Below are 18515 nucleotides of genomic sequence, written 5' to 3'. Positions count from 1 at the left end.
TACTACACAAACAAAGTCCACCTGCGTGGACTAACGAAAAATCAAGGCTTTTGAACCCACGAAGGTGGGTTTCGTCTGTGTAGCTGCGACTTCTAGTCGCCCTTGCAAGTAATAAATTAGACTTTCCAAACAACCTCTAACGGTAAGGTAATAAAAGCGATATTTGATCAAAACAAACAACGTCACGAATTATGCAAAAATGGTTATCAATTATCGGTATCGGTGAAGATGGTTTAGCAGGGTTAAGTCCCTTAGCTCTTTCCTGTTTGGAAAAGGCTAAAATTATCTTTGGTGGGGAACGTCATCTTTCCATGATACCCCATGACGACAATCGGGAAAAAATTTCCTGGAAATCACCCTTTTCAACTTCCATAACCGACATTATCAATTATCGTGGTGAAGCGGTTTGTATTTTAGCTAGTGGCGACCCTCTATGTTATGGTGTGGGTGCAACTATTATTAAAGATATTCCTATTTCGGAAATTACTATTATTCCTGCACCCTCGGCTTTTAGTCTGGCTTGTTCTCGATTAGGATGGTCATTAACAGAAGTGGAAACTTTAAGTTTATGTGGTCGTCCGGTTTCTTTACTGCAATCTTATATTTATCCTGGGGCAAAATTATTAATTTTAAGTGAGGGAAAAAATACTCCCGCTCATGTAGCAGAAATTTTAATAAATCGCGGTTATGGTAATAGTCAGATTACTGTTTTAGAAAAAATGGGTAATATTAATGAAAATATTATAACAGATATCGCTAGTAATTGGCAAGAAAAAAATATCGCTCCTTTAAATACTATTGGAGTGGAATGTATTGCTGATAAAGAAATTGTTGGTTTATCGAGATTTCCTGGTTTACCTGATAGTGCTTTTCATCATGATGGACAATTGACAAAAAGGGAAGTTCGGGCGGTGACATTATCGAGTTTAGCACCTTTACCGGGGGAGTTGCTGTGGGATGTGGGGGCTGGTTGTGGTTCTATTTCCATAGAGTGGATGCGGAGTGATAGAAGATGTCGAGCGATCGCTATTGAACAAAATTCCACTAGACTCAATTATATAGCTGACAATGCCGCTGCTTTGGGAACACCGAATTTACAAATTATTGCCGGGAAAGCTTTAGAAGTTATCCTCAATTTACCAGCACCAAACGCGATTTTTATTGGTGGTGGGGTGACAGCACCGGAAATATTAGAAACTTGCTGGGATGGTTTACTTTCGGGGGGGAGAATAGTAGTTAATGTTGTCACTTTAGAAGGTGAACAAAGATTATATCAATGGTATGAAAAAGTGGGCGGAAACTTTACCCGCATTGCTATTCAACGCGCAGAACCCATTGGTAAATTTCTGGGTTGGAAATCAATGTCCCCTGTAACTCAATGGGTAGGAATCAAAAATTGATAATTAAAGATTTGGAGATTTAGACACAATGATTTTCTTGGCGAAAATAATCTTCTGGATAACTTTCATATAATCTACTCAAATTAATAGAATAGCTAAGTAGGTTGGCGTTGAAAATTGTCGTTATGGCAAGGCAAAAGGCAAGGGTGAATAGGGTTTGGGCGATTTTACTTCTCTTTACACAGTTTGGTTTTCTTGTGTTCACCTACTTAATTTCTTTATTTCCTGCTTGTGGTATTCTTAAAACTAAAGTATATTGATACATCATGAAAACACTATTATTAATTATGAATTTTGTATGACGAGAGAAGCCCATGACCAATTTGCAAAAGAATATCTAGAGGAATTATTAAAACCTTTAGGTCAAGTAGATATTGGTAAAGACGTAAAAAGCGAAGTTAGAGAAATAGATATTTGGTTTGTTCCCAATCAATCAAAACCTGTAACTTCCGATTTAGGATTATTAGCAAAAATGGCAGTTACAAGCTGTCTATTTGAACCTTTTCGTAATCCTCCCAACGAAATGACAATTAGAAGTTGTATGTCAAAATTATACAGCCTTCATGAAGAATTGTTTCGACAAGCAAAAAGAGAAGATCGTCGGCTTATGGAAAACGAGTTCCCTGTTTTATGGATTTTAACACCAACTTGCTCAAAAAATAAATTAGATGGATTTAGAGCTACACTCAAAGATGATTGGGAAACAGGAGTTTATTTTCTAGGAGAATCGCAGAAAACCGCTATTGTAGCAATTAACCAATTACCCAAGAATCAGGATACACTATGGTTAAGGGTGTTAGGTAATGGGGAAACCCAAAAACAAGCAGTACAAGAACTAATCACAGTTTCCACAGAAAACCAGCGTAATTATCTACTGGAAATTTTAGCGTCTTGGCGTAAAAATATAGAGATTAACACTAATATCAACGATGAAGATAGGGAGTTGATTATGACTTTATCACCAGCATATCTCAAACAACGCGAGGAATGGCGTGAAGAAGGACTGCAAATGGGTAGACAAGAAGGATTACAAACGGGACTACAAACAGGAAGACAAGAAGAATTACGGTTAATAGTAGGAAGTTTACTAACAGCACGGTTTGGTAATTTAGATGAGCAATTATTAGCTGTTGTGACTCCTATTATGGAACTTTCTCTCACAGAAAGAACTGATTTATTTCTCAACTTATCTCAGTTGTCCCGTGAGGAATTATTAGCTAAATTCCCCATTAATTAACCCATTTTCGTCGGTTGTTTACATCCTTCAGATCCCCGACTTCTTAGAGAAGTCGGGGATCTTTTTTGATTTTGCTAAATCCATCGGTCAGCTTCAGTTTTAACAAGTTTTAGCTTTGAACCTGAATTTATTTCAAGATTCAAAGAGATTTTGCTCATGCTGTAGGTATGAGTCAAAGCTGGGTCAGGGATATTGAGACTAAGGGTAAAGATGCACCTATTCCTGAAAAGTATACTGCTATAATTAAAGAGATTTTAAATTTTAGATAAACTGTTGAAAATAATAAGGTAAGAGCAATGGCGTATAGTGATTTTAGCTTAACTAAGTTTAAGAAAATTTTTAACATTACAATTGATGAAGAAGCTGATTTATTTGCGACTGTAGAACCTATAGAACTCAGTGAAAAATTAACCAGCACTTTGGAAGAAACTACAGAACTCGCATTAGCAATAAATACGGAAAAAGCCCGCTCAGAAATGATTATTGCGCCAATTTTATTAGAAGTTAGGCGTAAAGCTAATTATCAAATTAGTTTATTTTCTGGTACGGATTTTAATGTTGATGTTGAGAGAGGTTTAAATGGTTATTGTGATTTTGTTATCAGTCGTTCTAGGGAACAATTAACAATTAATGCTCCTGTACTAATTATTGTAGAAGCTAAAAATGAGAATATTAAAGGTGGTTTGGGTCAATGTGCAGCAGCAATGTTAGCAGCACAATTGTTTAATGAACAGGAAGGTAATGAAATTAAAACTATTTATGGGGCTGTGACAACAGGAGATATATGGAAGTTCTTGAAGTTGGAAGGAACAGAGATATGTATTGATTTGAATAATTATTATATTAAGGAGTTGAACAAGATTTTAGGTATTTTGTGTCAAGGGGTTGAGGGTTGAGGGTTGAAAATTAATCTCCTCCGGTGCTGCACTCCACGCCCTAAAATAATGGGGATGTTTTCTAGTAGGATAGAAACAATAATTATACTGAGGTCAAAAAATATGGCTCAAAGTCCATCAGAAAGAATTGTCAGACGTGGAAGAATGCTTCCTGAAATAGAAAAACAAAAAGCTTAAGATAAAGCTATAAGACAGGCATTTTATGAGCGTTGCTTTTTTATAAAACCTTAAAATACAAAAGAATTGGCAAAACAGACACAAACATTAGCAAAATATGAAGATATATCTGTAATGCTGGCCGCCTAAAAATATCTTTATCGCTATTAAATGGCTTGGGTATACTCTTATCAAGTTCCTCTAATTGCGGTGCAATAAGATTAAGCGCAGCGTGCGCTCGCTTTTGGTGCATTTTGAGTCATAGTTTTTTACTCCCAAAATTAAGCTAATTTCACTCATTGCAAATGAAGAATCACTTTACTATTAATTTTGCGCTAAAACAATCTTTACATTCCCATTAGTGATAAACATCTTACTTATTGATAATAATACAGCCCAAAAACACTAATATTACGTTCAGAAATAATAATTACTCACCCTTATTGAGAATAAAAAGGGATAATTTTCGACTACTCATTATCTCCCCCTCAAGGAACTATCACCAACACCAAATTGAAAGGCGATCGCTTTATCAAGCCCCTGCGTAACGATATGGGCAGTTTATTTGTTCTAGATGACCCCAAAATCTCCAAAAGCAGGATAAGCCTCTGTATTCGCCTCAAAAACGGGCTGACAGTAGACAAACAAGGGGTTTAGCAATGCTAAACCCTCGTTACTGTTAAAATTAAAGCATCTTCTGAGCCTTTAATAAATCTCCTGGCAAAAAAGCCCCATTTTCCGTAATAATGGCGGTAATTAAATCCGCAGGTGTGACATCAAAAGCCGGGTTATAAAATTCCACACCTGGAGGAGTGAGGATAGTTTCACCTATTTGATAGATTTCCCCTGGGTGACGTTCTTCAATGGGAATTTGACTACCATCAGTTAATTGAAAATCTACTGTAGATAAAGGTGCAGCCACAAAGAAAGGAATATTATGAGCTTTGGCCACAATCGCTAAACTATACGTTCCGATTTTATTGGCAGCGTCACCATTAGCAGCTATTCTATCAGCGCCCACAACTACAGCATCAATTAAACCTTGTTTCATGCAGTGGGCAGCCATATTGTCGGTAATTACTGTCACCGGAATCCCTTCCTGGACACATTCCCAAGCGGTGAGTTTTGCACCTTGTAACCGAGGACGAGTTTCGTCTGCATATACTCTAGCTAACCGTCCTTCTTTCCACGCAGAACGGACTACACCCAATGCTGTACCATAACCAGCGGTGGCTAATGCCCCAGCGTTGCAATGTGTGAGTATAATTAGTTGGTCTGGAGTTTGCGGTAATGCTGCTAAACCATGATCACCGATCGCTTGACAAGTTTGCAAATCTTCGGCATTGATCTTTTGGGCGGTTTCTAAAAGAACTTGTTTAATTTCTGCAACTGTTCCCACAGTTTCATAGGCTGTTTGCATCATTCTGCCAATTGCCCAAAACAAATTTACCGCAGTGGGACGGGTAGAACGCAACAAGTTAGCGACTGTTTCCAGTTTAGTCAAAAATTCTTGGGTATCGCTGGTTTCAATTTCCCTTGCACCCAAATACATTCCATAAGCTGCCGCAACTCCAATCGCCGGCGCACCCCTAACAATCATAGTGGTAATGGCTTGTGCCATATCTTCACTGCGGTGAATCTCCACCACTGTATATTCATTAGGTAAGCGAGTTTGATCAATGAGTGATACTGAATTATTGCGCCAAATAACGGGATAAACCATATTGTTGATTGTCAGTTGTTGGTTGTCAGTTGATGACGGGGGCTTTTTAAATATGGTAAGTCTCAATCATTATTAAACATTAAACAAATTTACTGCTGACTGGGCGCAGTCCCATATTTTTGGCGTGGTGTGGTGTAAGTGCGAACTGCTTGCAGCAGCGCTTCGCTATCGCTAATTTTATTTACTGGTAATAAGCATTAAAAAACAACACCCTAGATTTATCAGTATTAGATTGCGTATAAGCCTCATCTGGGTTGCCCCATCCAATTTCTAAACCAACTGGGTAAAGACAACCATCTTGGGCATAGGGTGTATCAGACATATCATCAGTTTCCACCCACTCACAACGCGCTGCTAGTGTCAAAATTTCACTAGAAGTAATAGGTCTACCTTCATTGCTGCTCGCTTGTACTAACTTTAGTCCATTGGTTTGAGTTAGCCATTGCTGCACGGTTTCAATACTGGTTGCTACTTTCATCGTCGTAATACTCCTTTCTACATTGTTCTAGTAACCCTTTTTCAGTTTCTCCCAAGTGAGTTTCCCAACCTTGCTGGTAGATATGCTCAATGTCTTGCTCACTAGGACATTTACCCCGTCTTAAAGCTTTTCGCGCTCTGAGAAAAGCTTCTGTATATTCTGGTCTAGTCATTTACTAAGGTTGGCGATCATTAGTTTATTTAGACATTTCACTTAGAACTGATTGTTTTCCCTGTATCCAAATGGTAATCATTTCCTCCATCGCTTGGCTTTGATCCATTTCTGTAGCTGCACAAATAGTCTTGAACTTTAAAGCGATTTCTTTAGGGATATAAGCAGAAATTAACTTGTAGTTTGGATCTCCCCTTTTGCCTCTAATATTTTCCGTCATAAACATTAATCATGTTAGTTCTATATCCTATGTTGACATGATTTATAACAAAAATATAAATCTTTGCCAACAAATGTTCATGTACATCTGCTATCATAGCAGTATGGACTCTAATCGGTCAAGTATCACTCACTTATCACTATCTGATTCATTCACAAATTAACCGTAATCCCTACGCCCCTATTTCCTGATATTTTCCTGAAATTAAGTTAAAAAAGAAAGATGAAAACTACCAAAAAAATCAACAATTGGCTGGAAACCCATGCTGCTGCACCTGCTTATGGCGGTTGGGTGTTGGTGGGAATCGCTCTATGTTACTTGGGTGCAGGGATTAATACAATGGCTGGCTGGCTGTATGTAATTAGTGGAGTCAGTTTTGCGCTTTTGGGGGTGTCGGCTTTTGTTGCGCCGCGATCGCTCACAGGTATAATTGTCAAACGTCGTCCTATTGCACCAGTAACCGCCGGTGATGAACTGAAAATTGACATAGAAATTCAAAATCAGACAAAAAAATCTGGCAGTTTATTACAAATTAGAGACATTCTCCCATTTATTCTTGGTCAACCAGTCCAGCAAAATATTGAAGCTATTCCACCACAAGAAACTTATCACTGGACATATTATCACCCTACCCAACAACGAGGCGTTTACCGCTGGCACACAGTAGAATTAGTCACAGGTGCGCCCTGGGGTTTATTTTCCTGTCGTCGTCCTCGTCAGTGTGAAGCTAGGGCAATTGTTTATCCCACCGTTTTACCCCTGACTACCTGCCCCTTAATTGATGAAATCGGACAAGATGATAGCCAAAGAGGAGATCCCCGTGGTAAACCTTTACATCTGGCAACAACGGGATTAGTGCGATCGCTGCGTCCCTATCGCATCGGTGATCCTACCCGGTTGATTCATTGGCGGACAAGCGCTCGCTATGGAGAATTGCGAGTCCGAGAATTAGAAGTAATCACCGGCGGACAAGAAATTATTATCGCCATAGATAGTTCCTTTATGTGGCAACAAGAATTATTTGAACAATCCGTCATTGCCGCCGCTTCCCTGTATTTTTACGCCCAAAAACAAAAACTGCAAGTGCAACTATGGACATCAGGCACAGGTTTAACAACGGGCAATATCTCCGTTCTGGAAACCCTAGCAGCCACCAACCCCATTGAAAAAAACAGCTTACCACCAGATCACTGTCCCCTCATTTGGCTAACCCAAAACTGTTTCACCACATCTTCCTTACCTGCGGGTAGTCGTTGGCTACTCTGGCAAAATCCAGATTCAGCCGCAGAAATCGTCATTAATCGGGAATATCCCGGCATCATCGTCCAAAACGACCAAGAACTCCAACCCCAACTCCAAAAAGCCCTCAGTTTATTTGGAAGCGATTTCTCACACTGAGCCTGATGTACAATGCAAAGAAACATAGAAATTTATAAACAGCACAACCAATGGTTACATCAGAAGTAAATTCAAAATCCAGCGATAAAAGCCTAGAAGCAATGCGGCATTTTTCCGAACAATACGCCAAACGGACGGGAACATTCTTCTGTTCTGAACCTTCCGTCACCGCAGTTGTCATTGAAGGATTAGCCAAGCATAAAGACGAACTCGGTGCGCCCTTGTGTCCTTGTCGTCACTACGAAGATAAAGAAGCCGAAGTTAACGCCGCTTTTTGGAACTGTCCCTGCGTACCCATGCGTGAACGCAAAGAATGTCACTGTATGCTATTCCTCACACCTGAAAATGAATTTTCTGGGGACAAACAAGAAATTTCTCTTGATGCTATTAAAGAAGTTCGGGATAGTATGGGATGAACGAAATCATGCCGGAAGAGTTTTGGCAAGGTGTAGAACAGTTCAATGCTGGACAGTTCTATGCTTGTCATGACATCCTTGAAGCACTCTGGATCGATAGTATCGAACCAGATAAAACTTTTTATCAAGGTATTCTCCAAATTGCTGTAGGACTGTATCATCTGGGTAATCATAACCAACGGGGCGCAATGATTCTTTTAGGCGAAGGTAGTAATCGTCTTCGGCGTTATCTACCTACCTACGGCGGTATTAATGTGGAAGAATTACTCACTCAAAGTGTGAATTTGTTAACAACATTACAACAGGAAAGCCTAGAAAAAATTGCCGATAGCGAATTAGCTCAAAATCAAGTTAGGCTTTTACCGATTATTTCCCTGTCTAAACTATGATTTGTGGGATTTTGATGATTTTTCTGATGATTGTCTAAACTATGATTTATGAGATTTTGATGATTTTTCTGATGGATTTTATGAATCTTTTGTTGGTGTATCAGATTCGGTAACAATTAATAAATTTTTGCCAGTTGTGATCAAAGATTTTCAACGCGAAACTAAAGTTAAAAAAAATCGTCCGTTTTGGCTATAGGACTGATATTTTATTGCCCTATTTTCTCTTCCCCGTTCCCTATTCCCTAAGTTCTATGATACCTGGTTATCAATTACTAAAATCACGGATACGCCGCTTAGGATTAGCCTTAGCACTGCCAATTTCCCTTGTAGGTGTGGGAGTATTGCCCAGCCAATTGCAATCCGCCACAGCCCAATCTGGGGGAAATCGTCCCCTGACTATTCGCTCTGATACCCAAGAATATGACGCGAAAACTCAAGTAATTACTGCTCGTGGTAATGTGCAAATGGTCTACCCGGCTCGGCAAATTCAAGCCACATCTGCTCAAGCTCAATACTTTAGTAAAGAAAAACGGATTGATTTCAGTGGTAATGTTTATATTTTACAACAGGGTAGCAATAGCATTCGTGCCGAAAAAGTCACCTATTTAATTGACGAAGGCAGATTCATCGCCTTACCCCAATCTAACCGTCAGGTAGAATCTATATATATGATAGAAGATTCTAATACTGGTAAACAAACTACGAAACCAGCCCCAAAAACTCCAGCCTTAAAGCGTTCTAATTAGCAATCCCATAGTGAAAATTGTTTTAGAGAATATTCACAAATCCTACGGTAAACGATTAATTGTGAATCGTGTTAGCCTTTCCGTTAGCCAGGGGGAAGTTGTCGGTTTACTAGGTCCCAATGGTGCGGGGAAAACCACAACATTTTATATTGCCACAGGTTTAGAAAAACCGAATCATGGCAAAGTGTGGTTAGATAATTTAGATATTACTAATTTCCCCATGCACAAAAGGGCTAGATTAGGTATTGGCTATTTAGCTCAAGAAGCAAGTGTATTTCGGCAGTTGTCAGTGCAAGAAAATATTCTTCTAGTATTTGAACAAACTCAAGTTCCCAGGAGAGAATGGAGACACAGACTACATACCTTATTACAGGAATTTCGCTTAGAAAAGGTAGCTGATAGTCAAGGGATTCAACTTTCTGGTGGTGAACGACGACGCACAGAATTAGCGAGGGCTTTAGCAGCAGGGAAAGAAGGCCCCAAATTCCTGTTTTTAGATGAACCTTTTGCTGGAGTTGATCCCATTGCTGTGGCTGAGATTCAGGAGATTGTCAGTCAACTGCGCGATCGCGGTATGGGAATTTTAATCACAGATCATAATGTCCGCGAAACCCTAGCCATAACAGATCGTGGTTATATCATGCGTGAAGGACAAATTCTGGCTTTTGGCAACTCTGACGAACTGTATAACAACCCCTTGGTGCGACAATATTATTTAGGTGATAATTTCGCAGTTTAAACTTTGCGCCTTTGTTCCTTTGCATCTACCCTGCGGGATCTCTAAGAGAGATTGCACAAAACATAATCATGATATCTAAACAAATTAAACCCTGCTCCAATTTAATTTCCATATTTTCATTTTCTATCATGGATCGCTATTTAGCGATGCAATTAATTTCCCCATTTTTATTTGGTGTTGGTGCATTTACTTCTGTAGTTTTAGCAATTGATAGTTTATTTGAGTTACTGCGAAAGGTTGTAGAATCCGGGCTACCTCTCAATATCGCCCTAGAGATTTTCCTCTTAAAGCTACCTTATGTCATGGTGTACTCTTTCCCCATGTCCACTTTGTTAGCTACTTTAATGACCTATAGTCGCCTTTCTAGTGAAAGTGAATTAATCGCTTTGCGTGGGTGTGGTGTGAGTGTTTATCGCATGGTTTTAACGGCTGTAGTGTTAAGTTTTGCTGTCACGCTCATCACTTATTTATTTAATGAGCAAATTGCCCCCGCCGCCAATTACAAAGCCACTATCACCCTAGCACAAGCTCTCAAATCAGATCAACCTTCCTTTAAACAACAGAATATTTATTATCCTGAATATCGAGAATCCAAAGAAGCAGATGGTACTCAAAAAAAGATCCTTTCTCGATTATTTTATGCCGACCAATTTGACGGTAAGCAAATGAACGGTTTAACAATTATAGATCGTTCCCGAGGCGGAGTTGATCAAATTGTTGTTTCCGAATCAGCTAAATGGAACACCCAAAAACAAGTTTGGGATTTTTACAATGGGACTATCTATTTAGTAGCGACAGATCGCTCATATCGGAATATTTTACGCTTTGAACATCAGCAATTACAACTTCCCCGCACGCCTTTAACCTTAGCCGAAAGTAGTCGAGACTATGGCGAAATGAATATTTCTCAAGCTCTAGAACAATTAGAAATAGAACGTTTAGGTGGGAACGATCAAAAAATTCGCAAACTGCAAGTACGAATCCAACAAAAAATCGCCTTTCCCTTTATTTGCGTTATTTTTGGCTTAGTTGGTTCAGTTATGGGTAGCATCCCTCAACGCACTGGACGTGGCACAAGTTTTGGTATTAGCGTAATTGTAATCTTTAGTTACTATTTGTTATTATCCGTTTCTGGGGCGTTAGCACAAGCTGGTATCCTTTCGCCCTTAATTGGCGCTTGGTTGCCTAATTTATTTGGATTAGTAACGGGTTTATTTTTATTAATACGAGTAGCTCAAAGATAATGTCAATTGATAAGTCGGGTATCTAGGTACTAATTTTTTTTAGTAATAATCTCATCAACAAAAAGCTATATATTATTGAATATCTAGCAAATTTTTGATATGAGTAAAATTCGCACTGTCATTATTGAAGATCATGAACTCACTCGCTTCTATATTTGCAAAGCATTACAACAAAAAGACGAAATTGAAGTAGTTGGAGAAGCTGGTAATGCCCGTCATGGTCTAAGAATGTTAAAGAAGCTACAGCCAGATGTTGCAATTGTGGATATAGGTTTACCAGATCAAAATGGGATTGAACTAACCAAGAGGATTAAAGCGATCGCTAATCATCATCAATTATCAAAGACGAAGGTATTAATATTAACATCATCTGACAATCAAGAATCTGTACTTGGAGCCTTTAGTGCTGGTGCAGATTCTTACTGCATGAAAGATATTCAGTTTGATAATTTACTCAAAGCTATACGGGTAACTGCTGAGGGAAATCCTTGGATTGATCCGATGATTGCTCGGATTATTTTAGAAAAGACACAGCAGAAACCAGATTCTGTCAAATCCGTCAAATCCTATGATCATCAACAACCTGTTGAAGTCGGTATTCTCTCGGATAGAGAATTAGAAGTGATAGAATTGATTGCTAAAGGTTGTAGTAATGGGGAGATAGCCAAGAAACTTTATATTGCAACTGGAACCGTAAAAACCCACGTTGGCAATATTATGAGAAAACTATCTGCTAATGACCGTACCGAAGCAGCAATGATTGCTCTCCGTTCTGGATTGGTTACATAAATTGGGTTTAGTCACCGAGTCAGGAGGAAATATCGGACTCCTATTTGATTTTTGATAGCTTGCGTGGCGTAGCCATACAAAACTCGGTACACCTTCATATTCTCAAATCCTCTTGCCTCTTGCATGATTGCCTCTTACCTTCCTACGCAGGAAAATTCACAGAATCAAATCGGGGTCCTATATAGGATTCAAGTATGTGAAAATTTGGGTCGGATTATGACTGAAAAAAAGTTAAACAAGCTCAAGCTCATGGTAGTAGATGACGAGGTAGATAACTTAGATTTACTCTATCGCACATTTTGGAAAGATTTTAAAGTTTATAAAGCTAATAGTGCCACTGAAGCCTTAGCTATCTTAGAAAAAGAAGGTGAAATGGCTGTAATTATCTCCGACCAAAGAATGTCTGAAATGAACGGTAGCGAACTATTAAGTCTGACAGTAGAGCGGTTTCCTGATACAATTCGGATTTTGCTCACAGGTTTTACAGATGTAGAAGATTTAGTAGATGCAATTAACTCAGGTCGAGTATTTAAATACATCACAAAACCTTGGAATCCCAGCCAACTCCAAACATTAGTCAATCAAGCTAGTGATACCTATCGCTTAGTTAAAAGACGAGTAGCAGAATTATCCCGTGCTTTGCGAAGGGAATCTTTATTTAATGCTGTGACAACAGCAATTAGAGAATCTTTAGACTATGATAATATGCTGCGAAAAATTGTTGTCACGATTGGAGAAACATTTGCAGCTCATTATTGTTTACTCAAACCTATCGAAGATGATTTACTAACCAAAAAGCAATTTTCCTATCAAAGTTCTCAATCTGGAATCTGTGATTTACTTCCAGACCTTAGTGATTTAATCAGCGAAGTTTTTCAAAGTCATCATTATCAAATAAAAGACGATATCTACAAAAATATCCCTTGTCAAAATCTAGTTGTTCCCCTTATTTATAAACAACATTTACTAGCTATTATTGCTATTTGTAAATTGGGAAGTGATCACATTTGGCATCAAGAAGATATTCAACTGATTACAGGTGTAGCAGAACAATCATCCTTAGCCATTTCCCAAGCAAAACTCTATCAGAGTTTGCAAGAAAAACAACGACAAATTAACTTAGAGTTGGAAGTAGCCCGCCAAATTCAAAATAACCTGTTGCGGCAAACTTTACCAGAAATGGCCGGCGTAAAAGTCCAAGCTTGTTGCTATCCAGCACGAGAGGTAGGAGGTGATTTTTTTGAAGTGTTTGTTCATCCTAATGGTGATTTGTGGTTAGCGGTTGGTGATGTTTCTGGTAAAGGTGTGCCGGCAGCTTTATTTATGGCTAGTACGATTTCGCTGCTGCGGCGGGAACTCTGTCAAGAAGTTCCAGTAGAGCCAAATGTCATCATGCAGAATCTAAATTCTGCCTTGAGAGACGAATTAATGAGTAGCAATTATTTTATCACAATGGTTTTAGCTCGTTATCACCCAACTACAAAAGAACTAGTCTATGCTAATTCTGGGCATATTTATCCTTTTGTCTGGTCAAAGCCAGCAACTTTGAATGATTCTCCTCATTATCTGAAAGTTCGCAGTATTCCTTTAGGAATACTACCTAAATGGCAGGCTGAATCCGGCCGTTTGATGCTTTCTTCTGGAGACACATTACTCCTGGCTAGTGATGGTATCACAGAAGCAACTGTCTGGGAAACCTTAGATAGTTCAAGAACAACTCATCGTTCTATGCTTAACCAAGAAGGTCTATGGCAACTTATAAAAAAACAGTCTCAACCCCTTAATCTTGATAATCTATTAGCCTTTATTCCAACCAACAACGATGTTCAAGAGGATGATCAAACTATACTGTCTTTGGAGATTTTATAGGTTATGAAAAGTGAACTTCATGTTCCCAGTGACCTAAGTTTTATTAATATTGTAGAACAATGGTTATGCGGATGCTTACAATTGCAATTAGGGGAGTCTGTTGATTGGATAAAACAATCAAGTCGCTTACGCTTGGTTTTAGTAGAAGCATATTCTAATGCTGTGCGTCATGCCCATAAAAACAAACCTGGCTTGACAATTTTACTGCGGTTAGAACTGAAAGACCGAGATTTATCTATAGAGATTTGGGATTATGGTGAAGGTTTTGATTTATCTACTTACTTTTCTCCCAACCCCACAGAAAAGCAAGAAGGTGGTTATGGTTGGTTAATTATGAATCGGTTAATGGATAAGGTGGAGTATCAATTACAGGTGAATGGTGCTAATTGTCTGAAACTAGAAACTACTCTCCCCGAACTATTTCTGTAAGTTGTCAGTTGTCAGTTGTCCGTTGTCATTGGGAAAATTCTTTCTCCCCAACTCCCCCAACTCCCCCCTGTTCCCTGTTCCCTGCTATAACTATAAAAAATCACGCAAAAACGTCTGATTTATGGCTAATTATGGAGGAATCAACACTGTGACAAATGACCCAGGGTTGTATATTTTGCTCGTCAGCGTTCATGGTTTAATTCGTGGTAACAATCTAGAGTTAGGGAAAGATGCTGACACTGGTGGACAAACCAAATACGCGGTAGAACTGGCTTGCACATTAGCTAAAAATCCCCAAGTTGCAAGGGTTGATTTGGTAACCCGGTTGGTAAATGATCCCAAAGTTAGCCCTGATTATGCTCAACCAGTCGAAATTCTCGCAGATAAAGCCCAAATTATTCGCATCGCCTGTGGTCCCAAACGCTACCTCCGCAAAGAAGTTCTTTGGCCACATTTAGATACATTTGCCGATGAATTACTCAAGCACATTCGTAAAGTTGGCAAAATTCCTCACGTTATTCATACACATTATGCTGATGCTGGATACGTAGGTTCTAGGGTTGCGGGTTGGTTAGGTATACCTCTAGTTCATACAGGTCACTCTCTGGGACGCATCAAACAACAAAGATTATTAGAACATGGGACTAAACAGAAAACTATTGAAGAAAATTTTCATATTAGTACAAGAATAGAAGCAGAAGAAATCACTCTGGGAAGTGCAGCTTTAGTTATAGCCAGCACTCATCAAGAAGTTGAAGAGCAGTATAGCGTTTACGATCACTATCAACCCGAACGGATGGTAGTCATCCCTCCAGGTGTCACCTTAGAGCGTTTTTATCCAGCCGCAGATAATTGGCAAAATCCGCCTATTCAACAGGAATTAGAGAAATTTCTCAAAGACATACAAAAGCCTATGATTATGGCGATTTCTCGCCCAGCTATCCGTAAAAATGTTAGTAGTTTAATTAAAGCTTATGGGGAAGATCCTGAACTGCGTCAATTAGCTAACCTGGTGCTAATTTTAGGCAAAAGAGACGATATTTTGGCGATGGAATCGGGTCCGCGTCAAGTATTTTTAGAGATATTGCAATTAATAGACCGCTATGATCTTTATGGTCATGTTGCTTATCCTAAACATCATCATGCAGATGATGTACCAGATTTATATCGGTTAACGGCGAAAACCCAAGGAGTATTTATCAACCCAGCTTTAACAGAGCCATTTGGACTGACATTAATTGAAGCGAGCGCCTGTGGTGTACCGATCATTGCTACTGCTGATGGTGGTCCAAGAGATATTCTGGCTGCTTGTGAAAATGGATTATTAATTGATCCTTTGAATATTCAAGATATCCAAACTGCTTTGCGAACATCGCTCACCAATCCAGAACAATGGCAACAATGGTCAAAAAATGGCATGATCAATGTTGGTCAACATTTTTCTTGGGATAGTCACGTAAAGCATTATTTAGAACAAGTTCAGCAATTATTGCCCCAAAAACGCATTCAATCTCTGTTAAGTCCCCTGGTTAAATCCCCCGCAGATGAACATCCCGATTGGAATATATCAGAGACTAATCACTTACCAACGGCTGATCGGTTTTTGGTCTGTGAAATTGATAATACTCTATTAGGTGATGGGGAAGCTTTAGCAAAGTTAATTGAGAGGATTCGTGATCAGGGGAATACAACTGGAGTCGGTATTGCTACAGGTCGCAGTCTGAAAAGTACCTTAAGTATGTTGGAGGAATGGCGTTTTCCCATGCCAGATTTGCTGATTACATCGGCAGGAAGTGAGATTTACTACGGTCCGCAGATAGTCACAGATACAAGTTGGAAAAGACATATTTGTTACCATTGGCAACGGTCAGAAATTCGCAAAGTCATGCAGGATATTCCTGGGGTAGAATTGCAATCTGCCGATGCTCAAGGCAAGTTTAAGGTGAGCTATTTTGTGGATGAGACGAAATCACCAAATGTCCGCGAAATTATCCGCCGTCTGCGTCAAAATCGTCTTCATGTGAAGGGATTTTATAGCCATAATATGTACCTTGATTTATTGCCTATCCGAGCCTCTAAGGGGGATGCTATTCGTTATGTGGCTATAAAATGGGGGTTGCCTGTGCAACGCTTTTTGGTGGCTGGGGCTTCGGGTAATGATGAGTCTATGTTGGCTGGTAATACTTTGGCGGTGGTGGTGGGAAATCACAGTCAGGAATTGGAAAAGCTGCGCGGTTTACCGCAGATTTACTTTGCTGAGGGAAATTACGCTTGGGGAATTTTGGAGGCCTTAGATCATTATGACTTTTTTGGAAACTTATCTCCAACACCATAACTTAGGAGTCAGGAGTCAGGAGGAAGAATTAGAAGGAGATAAGAATAGCCCTAATTATCCAAAATTTATCTGCGTTCGGAAATCCTGAAAATCTGTTTTTTTGGGAAAATAAAATTTCCCGTAGCAATTCACTATAAAATCTAAAATTCAAAACAGAGATTAGCACCCATGGAAAATCTTACTCCTAATTCTAGTTTTAGTGTGACATTGCGCTTACAAATTCCCAATCGGGTGGGGATGTTAGCTTCTGTGACTCAAGCGATCGCTGCCACTGGTGGTAATCTAGGACAAATTGATTTAATTGAACAAAGCCGTCAAGAATCTATCCGTGATCTGACTGTTGATGCGGCGAGTACGGAACACGCGGAAACTATTGTCCAAGCGGTGAAGGGATTAACAGATATTCAGGTAATTGATGTTTATGACCGCACCTTTAATTTGCATCGCGGTGGCAAAATCAGTATTGTGAGTCGGATTCCCCTCAAAAGTGTTTCCGATTTAGCTATGGCTTATACTCCCGGAGTTGGTCGCATTTGTAAGGCGATCGCCCAAAATCCAGAGGAAGTGTATAATCTGACTATCAAACAGAACACGGTGGCGATCGTCACTGATGGTAGTGCAGTCTTAGGTTTAGGCAATTTGGGACCAGCGGCGGCTTTACCCGTGATGGAAGGGAAAGCGATGCTGTTTAAGGAATTTGCGAGACTGGATGCTTTTCCCATCTGTTTAGATACTCAAGATACAGATGAGATTGTCAAAGCTGTGAAAAATATCGCCCCGGTTTTTGGTGGTGTGAATTTGGAAGATATCGCTGCCCCCCGCTGTTTTGAAATTGAAAAAAGACTACGGGCGGAATTAAATATCCCGATTTTCCATGATGACCAACATGGTACAGCGATTGTCACCTTAGCGGCTTTGTTTAATTCTCTGAAACTTGTGCAAAAATCCCTTGCAGACATCCGCATTGTGATTAATGGTGCGGGTGCCGCTGGGGTAGCGATCGCTCGGTTACTCCGCAAAGCTGGTGCAGAAACCATTTTGATGTGTGATTCTAAGGGGATTATTTCCACTAATCGCACCGATTTAACGGCTGAAAAACTGGAATTTGCGGTTAAAGCCCAAGGAACTTTAGCGGGTGCTGTTCAAGGTGCAGATGTCTTCATTGGTGTCAGCGCTCCGGGAGTTTTGACTCCAGAAATGGTACAGGGAATGACAAAGGATGCAATTGTGTTTGCAATGGCTAATCCCATTCCTGAAATTCAACCCGAATTAGCCCCTAAAAACGTTGCTGTGATGGCTACGGGTCGAAGTGACTACCCTAACCAAATCAATAACGTCCTGGCGTTTCCTGGGGTGTTTCGTGGGGCTTTAGATTGTCGGGCTAGGACAATTACTACTAATATGTGTTTGCAAGCTGCCAATGCGATCGCATCTTTAGTTAAACCCTCGGACTTGCATCGGGAACATATTATTCCCTCTGTCTTTGATCAGCGTGTTGCTACTGCTGTGGCTGCTGCTGTCCAACAAGCCGCACGGGAAGAGGGTATTGCTCAAAGTTAGTTAATTTGTGGGATAGGCATCTTGTCTGTCCCTGTGGAAAGGCATTGGAATTGAGATGGGGTGGGATTTTGTACCTTGTTTCCGAACTTGATTAACTGCACGCAAGCGATCGCCTTAACTAATTGAGTATTTAGCAAATATTGCCTCCAATCTCAAAAAGTTTTAGTTTATACTGCCTAAGTGTTTGAAAAGTCTAATTTATTACTTGCAAGGGCGACTAGAAGTCGCAGCTACACAGACGAAACCCACCTTCGTGGGTTCAAAAGCCTTGATTTTTCGTTAGTCCACGCAGGTGGACTTTGTTTGTGTAGTAGCGATTT

The 18515-nt window shown here is 39.7% G+C and carries 18 protein-coding genes; 14 read left to right on the top strand and 4 right to left on the bottom strand.

Annotated features, from left to right (window positions below):
• Nucleotides 1-191: 191 nt before the first annotated feature.
• The 3 genes from cbiE (at nt 192) to PN471_RS01030 (ending at nt 3533) form a co-directional block, all read left to right on the top strand.
• On the top strand, nt 192-1400 hold the full coding sequence (cbiE, locus tag PN471_RS01040; RefSeq protein WP_271775310.1) for a precorrin-6y C5,15-methyltransferase (decarboxylating) subunit CbiE: 1209 nt from the start codon (nt 192-194) through the stop codon (nt 1398-1400).
• Nucleotides 1401-1698: 298 nt separating this feature from the next.
• On the top strand, nt 1699-2637 hold the full coding sequence (locus tag PN471_RS01035; protein ID WP_271775309.1) for a hypothetical protein: 939 nt from the start codon (nt 1699-1701) through the stop codon (nt 2635-2637).
• A 296-nt stretch (nt 2638-2933) separates the two neighbouring features.
• Nucleotides 2934-3533 (top strand): hypothetical protein, encoded by a 600-nt coding sequence (locus tag PN471_RS01030; RefSeq protein ID WP_271775308.1) that lies wholly within the window; start codon nt 2934-2936, stop codon nt 3531-3533.
• Between the two features lie 841 nt (nt 3534-4374).
• Here the strand turns inward: PN471_RS01030 and mtnA are convergent.
• From mtnA to PN471_RS01010, 4 genes are all read right to left on the bottom strand, one after another.
• Entirely contained in the window at nt 4375-5421 is a 1047-nt protein-coding gene (mtnA, locus tag PN471_RS01025; RefSeq protein ID WP_442867118.1) for an S-methyl-5-thioribose-1-phosphate isomerase, read from the bottom strand.
• 172 nt (nt 5422-5593) lie between these two features.
• Nucleotides 5594-5890 (bottom strand): hypothetical protein, encoded by a 297-nt coding sequence (locus PN471_RS01020; protein ID WP_271775307.1) that lies wholly within the window; start codon nt 5888-5890, stop codon nt 5594-5596.
• Nucleotides 5868-6062, bottom strand: coding sequence for a hypothetical protein (locus tag PN471_RS01015; protein ID WP_271775306.1), 195 nt, complete (start codon nt 6060-6062; stop codon nt 5868-5870). The genes PN471_RS01020 and PN471_RS01015 overlap by 23 nt, the downstream gene beginning before the upstream one ends.
• A 24-nt stretch (nt 6063-6086) precedes the next feature.
• Complete coding sequence (locus PN471_RS01010; protein WP_271775305.1) at nt 6087-6281, bottom strand: hypothetical protein; 195 nt, start codon at nt 6279-6281, stop codon at nt 6087-6089.
• Between the two features lie 222 nt (nt 6282-6503).
• Between PN471_RS01010 and PN471_RS01005 the strand changes: the two genes are divergently transcribed.
• The 11 genes from PN471_RS01005 (at nt 6504) to PN471_RS00955 (ending at nt 18195) form a co-directional block, all read left to right on the top strand.
• Nucleotides 6504-7679 (top strand): DUF58 domain-containing protein, encoded by a 1176-nt coding sequence (locus PN471_RS01005; RefSeq protein ID WP_271775304.1) that lies wholly within the window; start codon nt 6504-6506, stop codon nt 7677-7679.
• Between the two features lie 50 nt (nt 7680-7729).
• The gene (locus PN471_RS01000) at nt 7730-8095 is read left to right on the top strand and encodes a ferredoxin thioredoxin reductase catalytic beta subunit (RefSeq protein ID WP_271775303.1); all 366 of its coding nucleotides are present in this window, start codon (nt 7730-7732) and stop codon (nt 8093-8095) included.
• Entirely contained in the window at nt 8092-8484 is a 393-nt protein-coding gene (locus PN471_RS00995) for a DUF309 domain-containing protein (RefSeq protein ID WP_271775302.1), read from the top strand. Before PN471_RS01000 ends, PN471_RS00995 begins: the two co-directional genes overlap by 4 nt.
• 251 nt (nt 8485-8735) lie before the next feature.
• Complete coding sequence (locus tag PN471_RS00990; RefSeq protein ID WP_271775301.1) at nt 8736-9230, top strand: LptA/OstA family protein; 495 nt, start codon at nt 8736-8738, stop codon at nt 9228-9230.
• A gap of 10 nt (nt 9231-9240) precedes the next feature.
• On the top strand, nt 9241-9969 hold the full coding sequence (gene lptB, locus PN471_RS00985; protein WP_271775300.1) for an LPS export ABC transporter ATP-binding protein: 729 nt from the start codon (nt 9241-9243) through the stop codon (nt 9967-9969).
• Between the two features lie 128 nt (nt 9970-10097).
• Complete coding sequence (locus tag PN471_RS00980; protein ID WP_193896239.1) at nt 10098-11213, top strand: LptF/LptG family permease; 1116 nt, start codon at nt 10098-10100, stop codon at nt 11211-11213.
• A 99-nt stretch (nt 11214-11312) separates the two neighbouring features.
• On the top strand, nt 11313-12002 hold the full coding sequence (locus tag PN471_RS00975) for a response regulator (RefSeq protein WP_271775299.1): 690 nt from the start codon (nt 11313-11315) through the stop codon (nt 12000-12002).
• A gap of 216 nt (nt 12003-12218) precedes the next feature.
• A complete protein-coding gene (locus PN471_RS00970; RefSeq protein ID WP_271775298.1) occupies nt 12219-13871 on the top strand; it encodes a SpoIIE family protein phosphatase in 1653 nt (550 codons plus the stop codon).
• A gap of 3 nt (nt 13872-13874) precedes the next feature.
• A complete protein-coding gene (locus tag PN471_RS00965; protein ID WP_193896176.1) occupies nt 13875-14300 on the top strand; it encodes an ATP-binding protein in 426 nt (141 codons plus the stop codon).
• Between the two features lie 148 nt (nt 14301-14448).
• Nucleotides 14449-16635 carry an HAD-IIB family hydrolase gene (locus PN471_RS00960; protein WP_271775297.1) on the top strand — a complete coding sequence of 729 codons (2187 nt, stop codon included), beginning with the start codon at nt 14449-14451 and terminating at the stop codon, nt 16633-16635.
• A gap of 168 nt (nt 16636-16803) precedes the next feature.
• Entirely contained in the window at nt 16804-18195 is a 1392-nt protein-coding gene (locus PN471_RS00955) for a malic enzyme-like NAD(P)-binding protein (RefSeq protein ID WP_271775296.1), read from the top strand.
• The last annotated feature ends 320 nt before the right edge of the window (nt 18196-18515 follow it).

Origin of the sequence: Aphanizomenon sp. CS-733/32 (assembly GCF_028330045.1) — a bacterium.
Classification (GTDB): Bacteria; Cyanobacteriota; Cyanobacteriia; order Cyanobacteriales; family Nostocaceae; genus Dolichospermum; species Dolichospermum gracile.
Note: the sequence above shows the minus strand (reverse complement) of the source record. Positions and strands in the feature narration are given on the sequence as shown.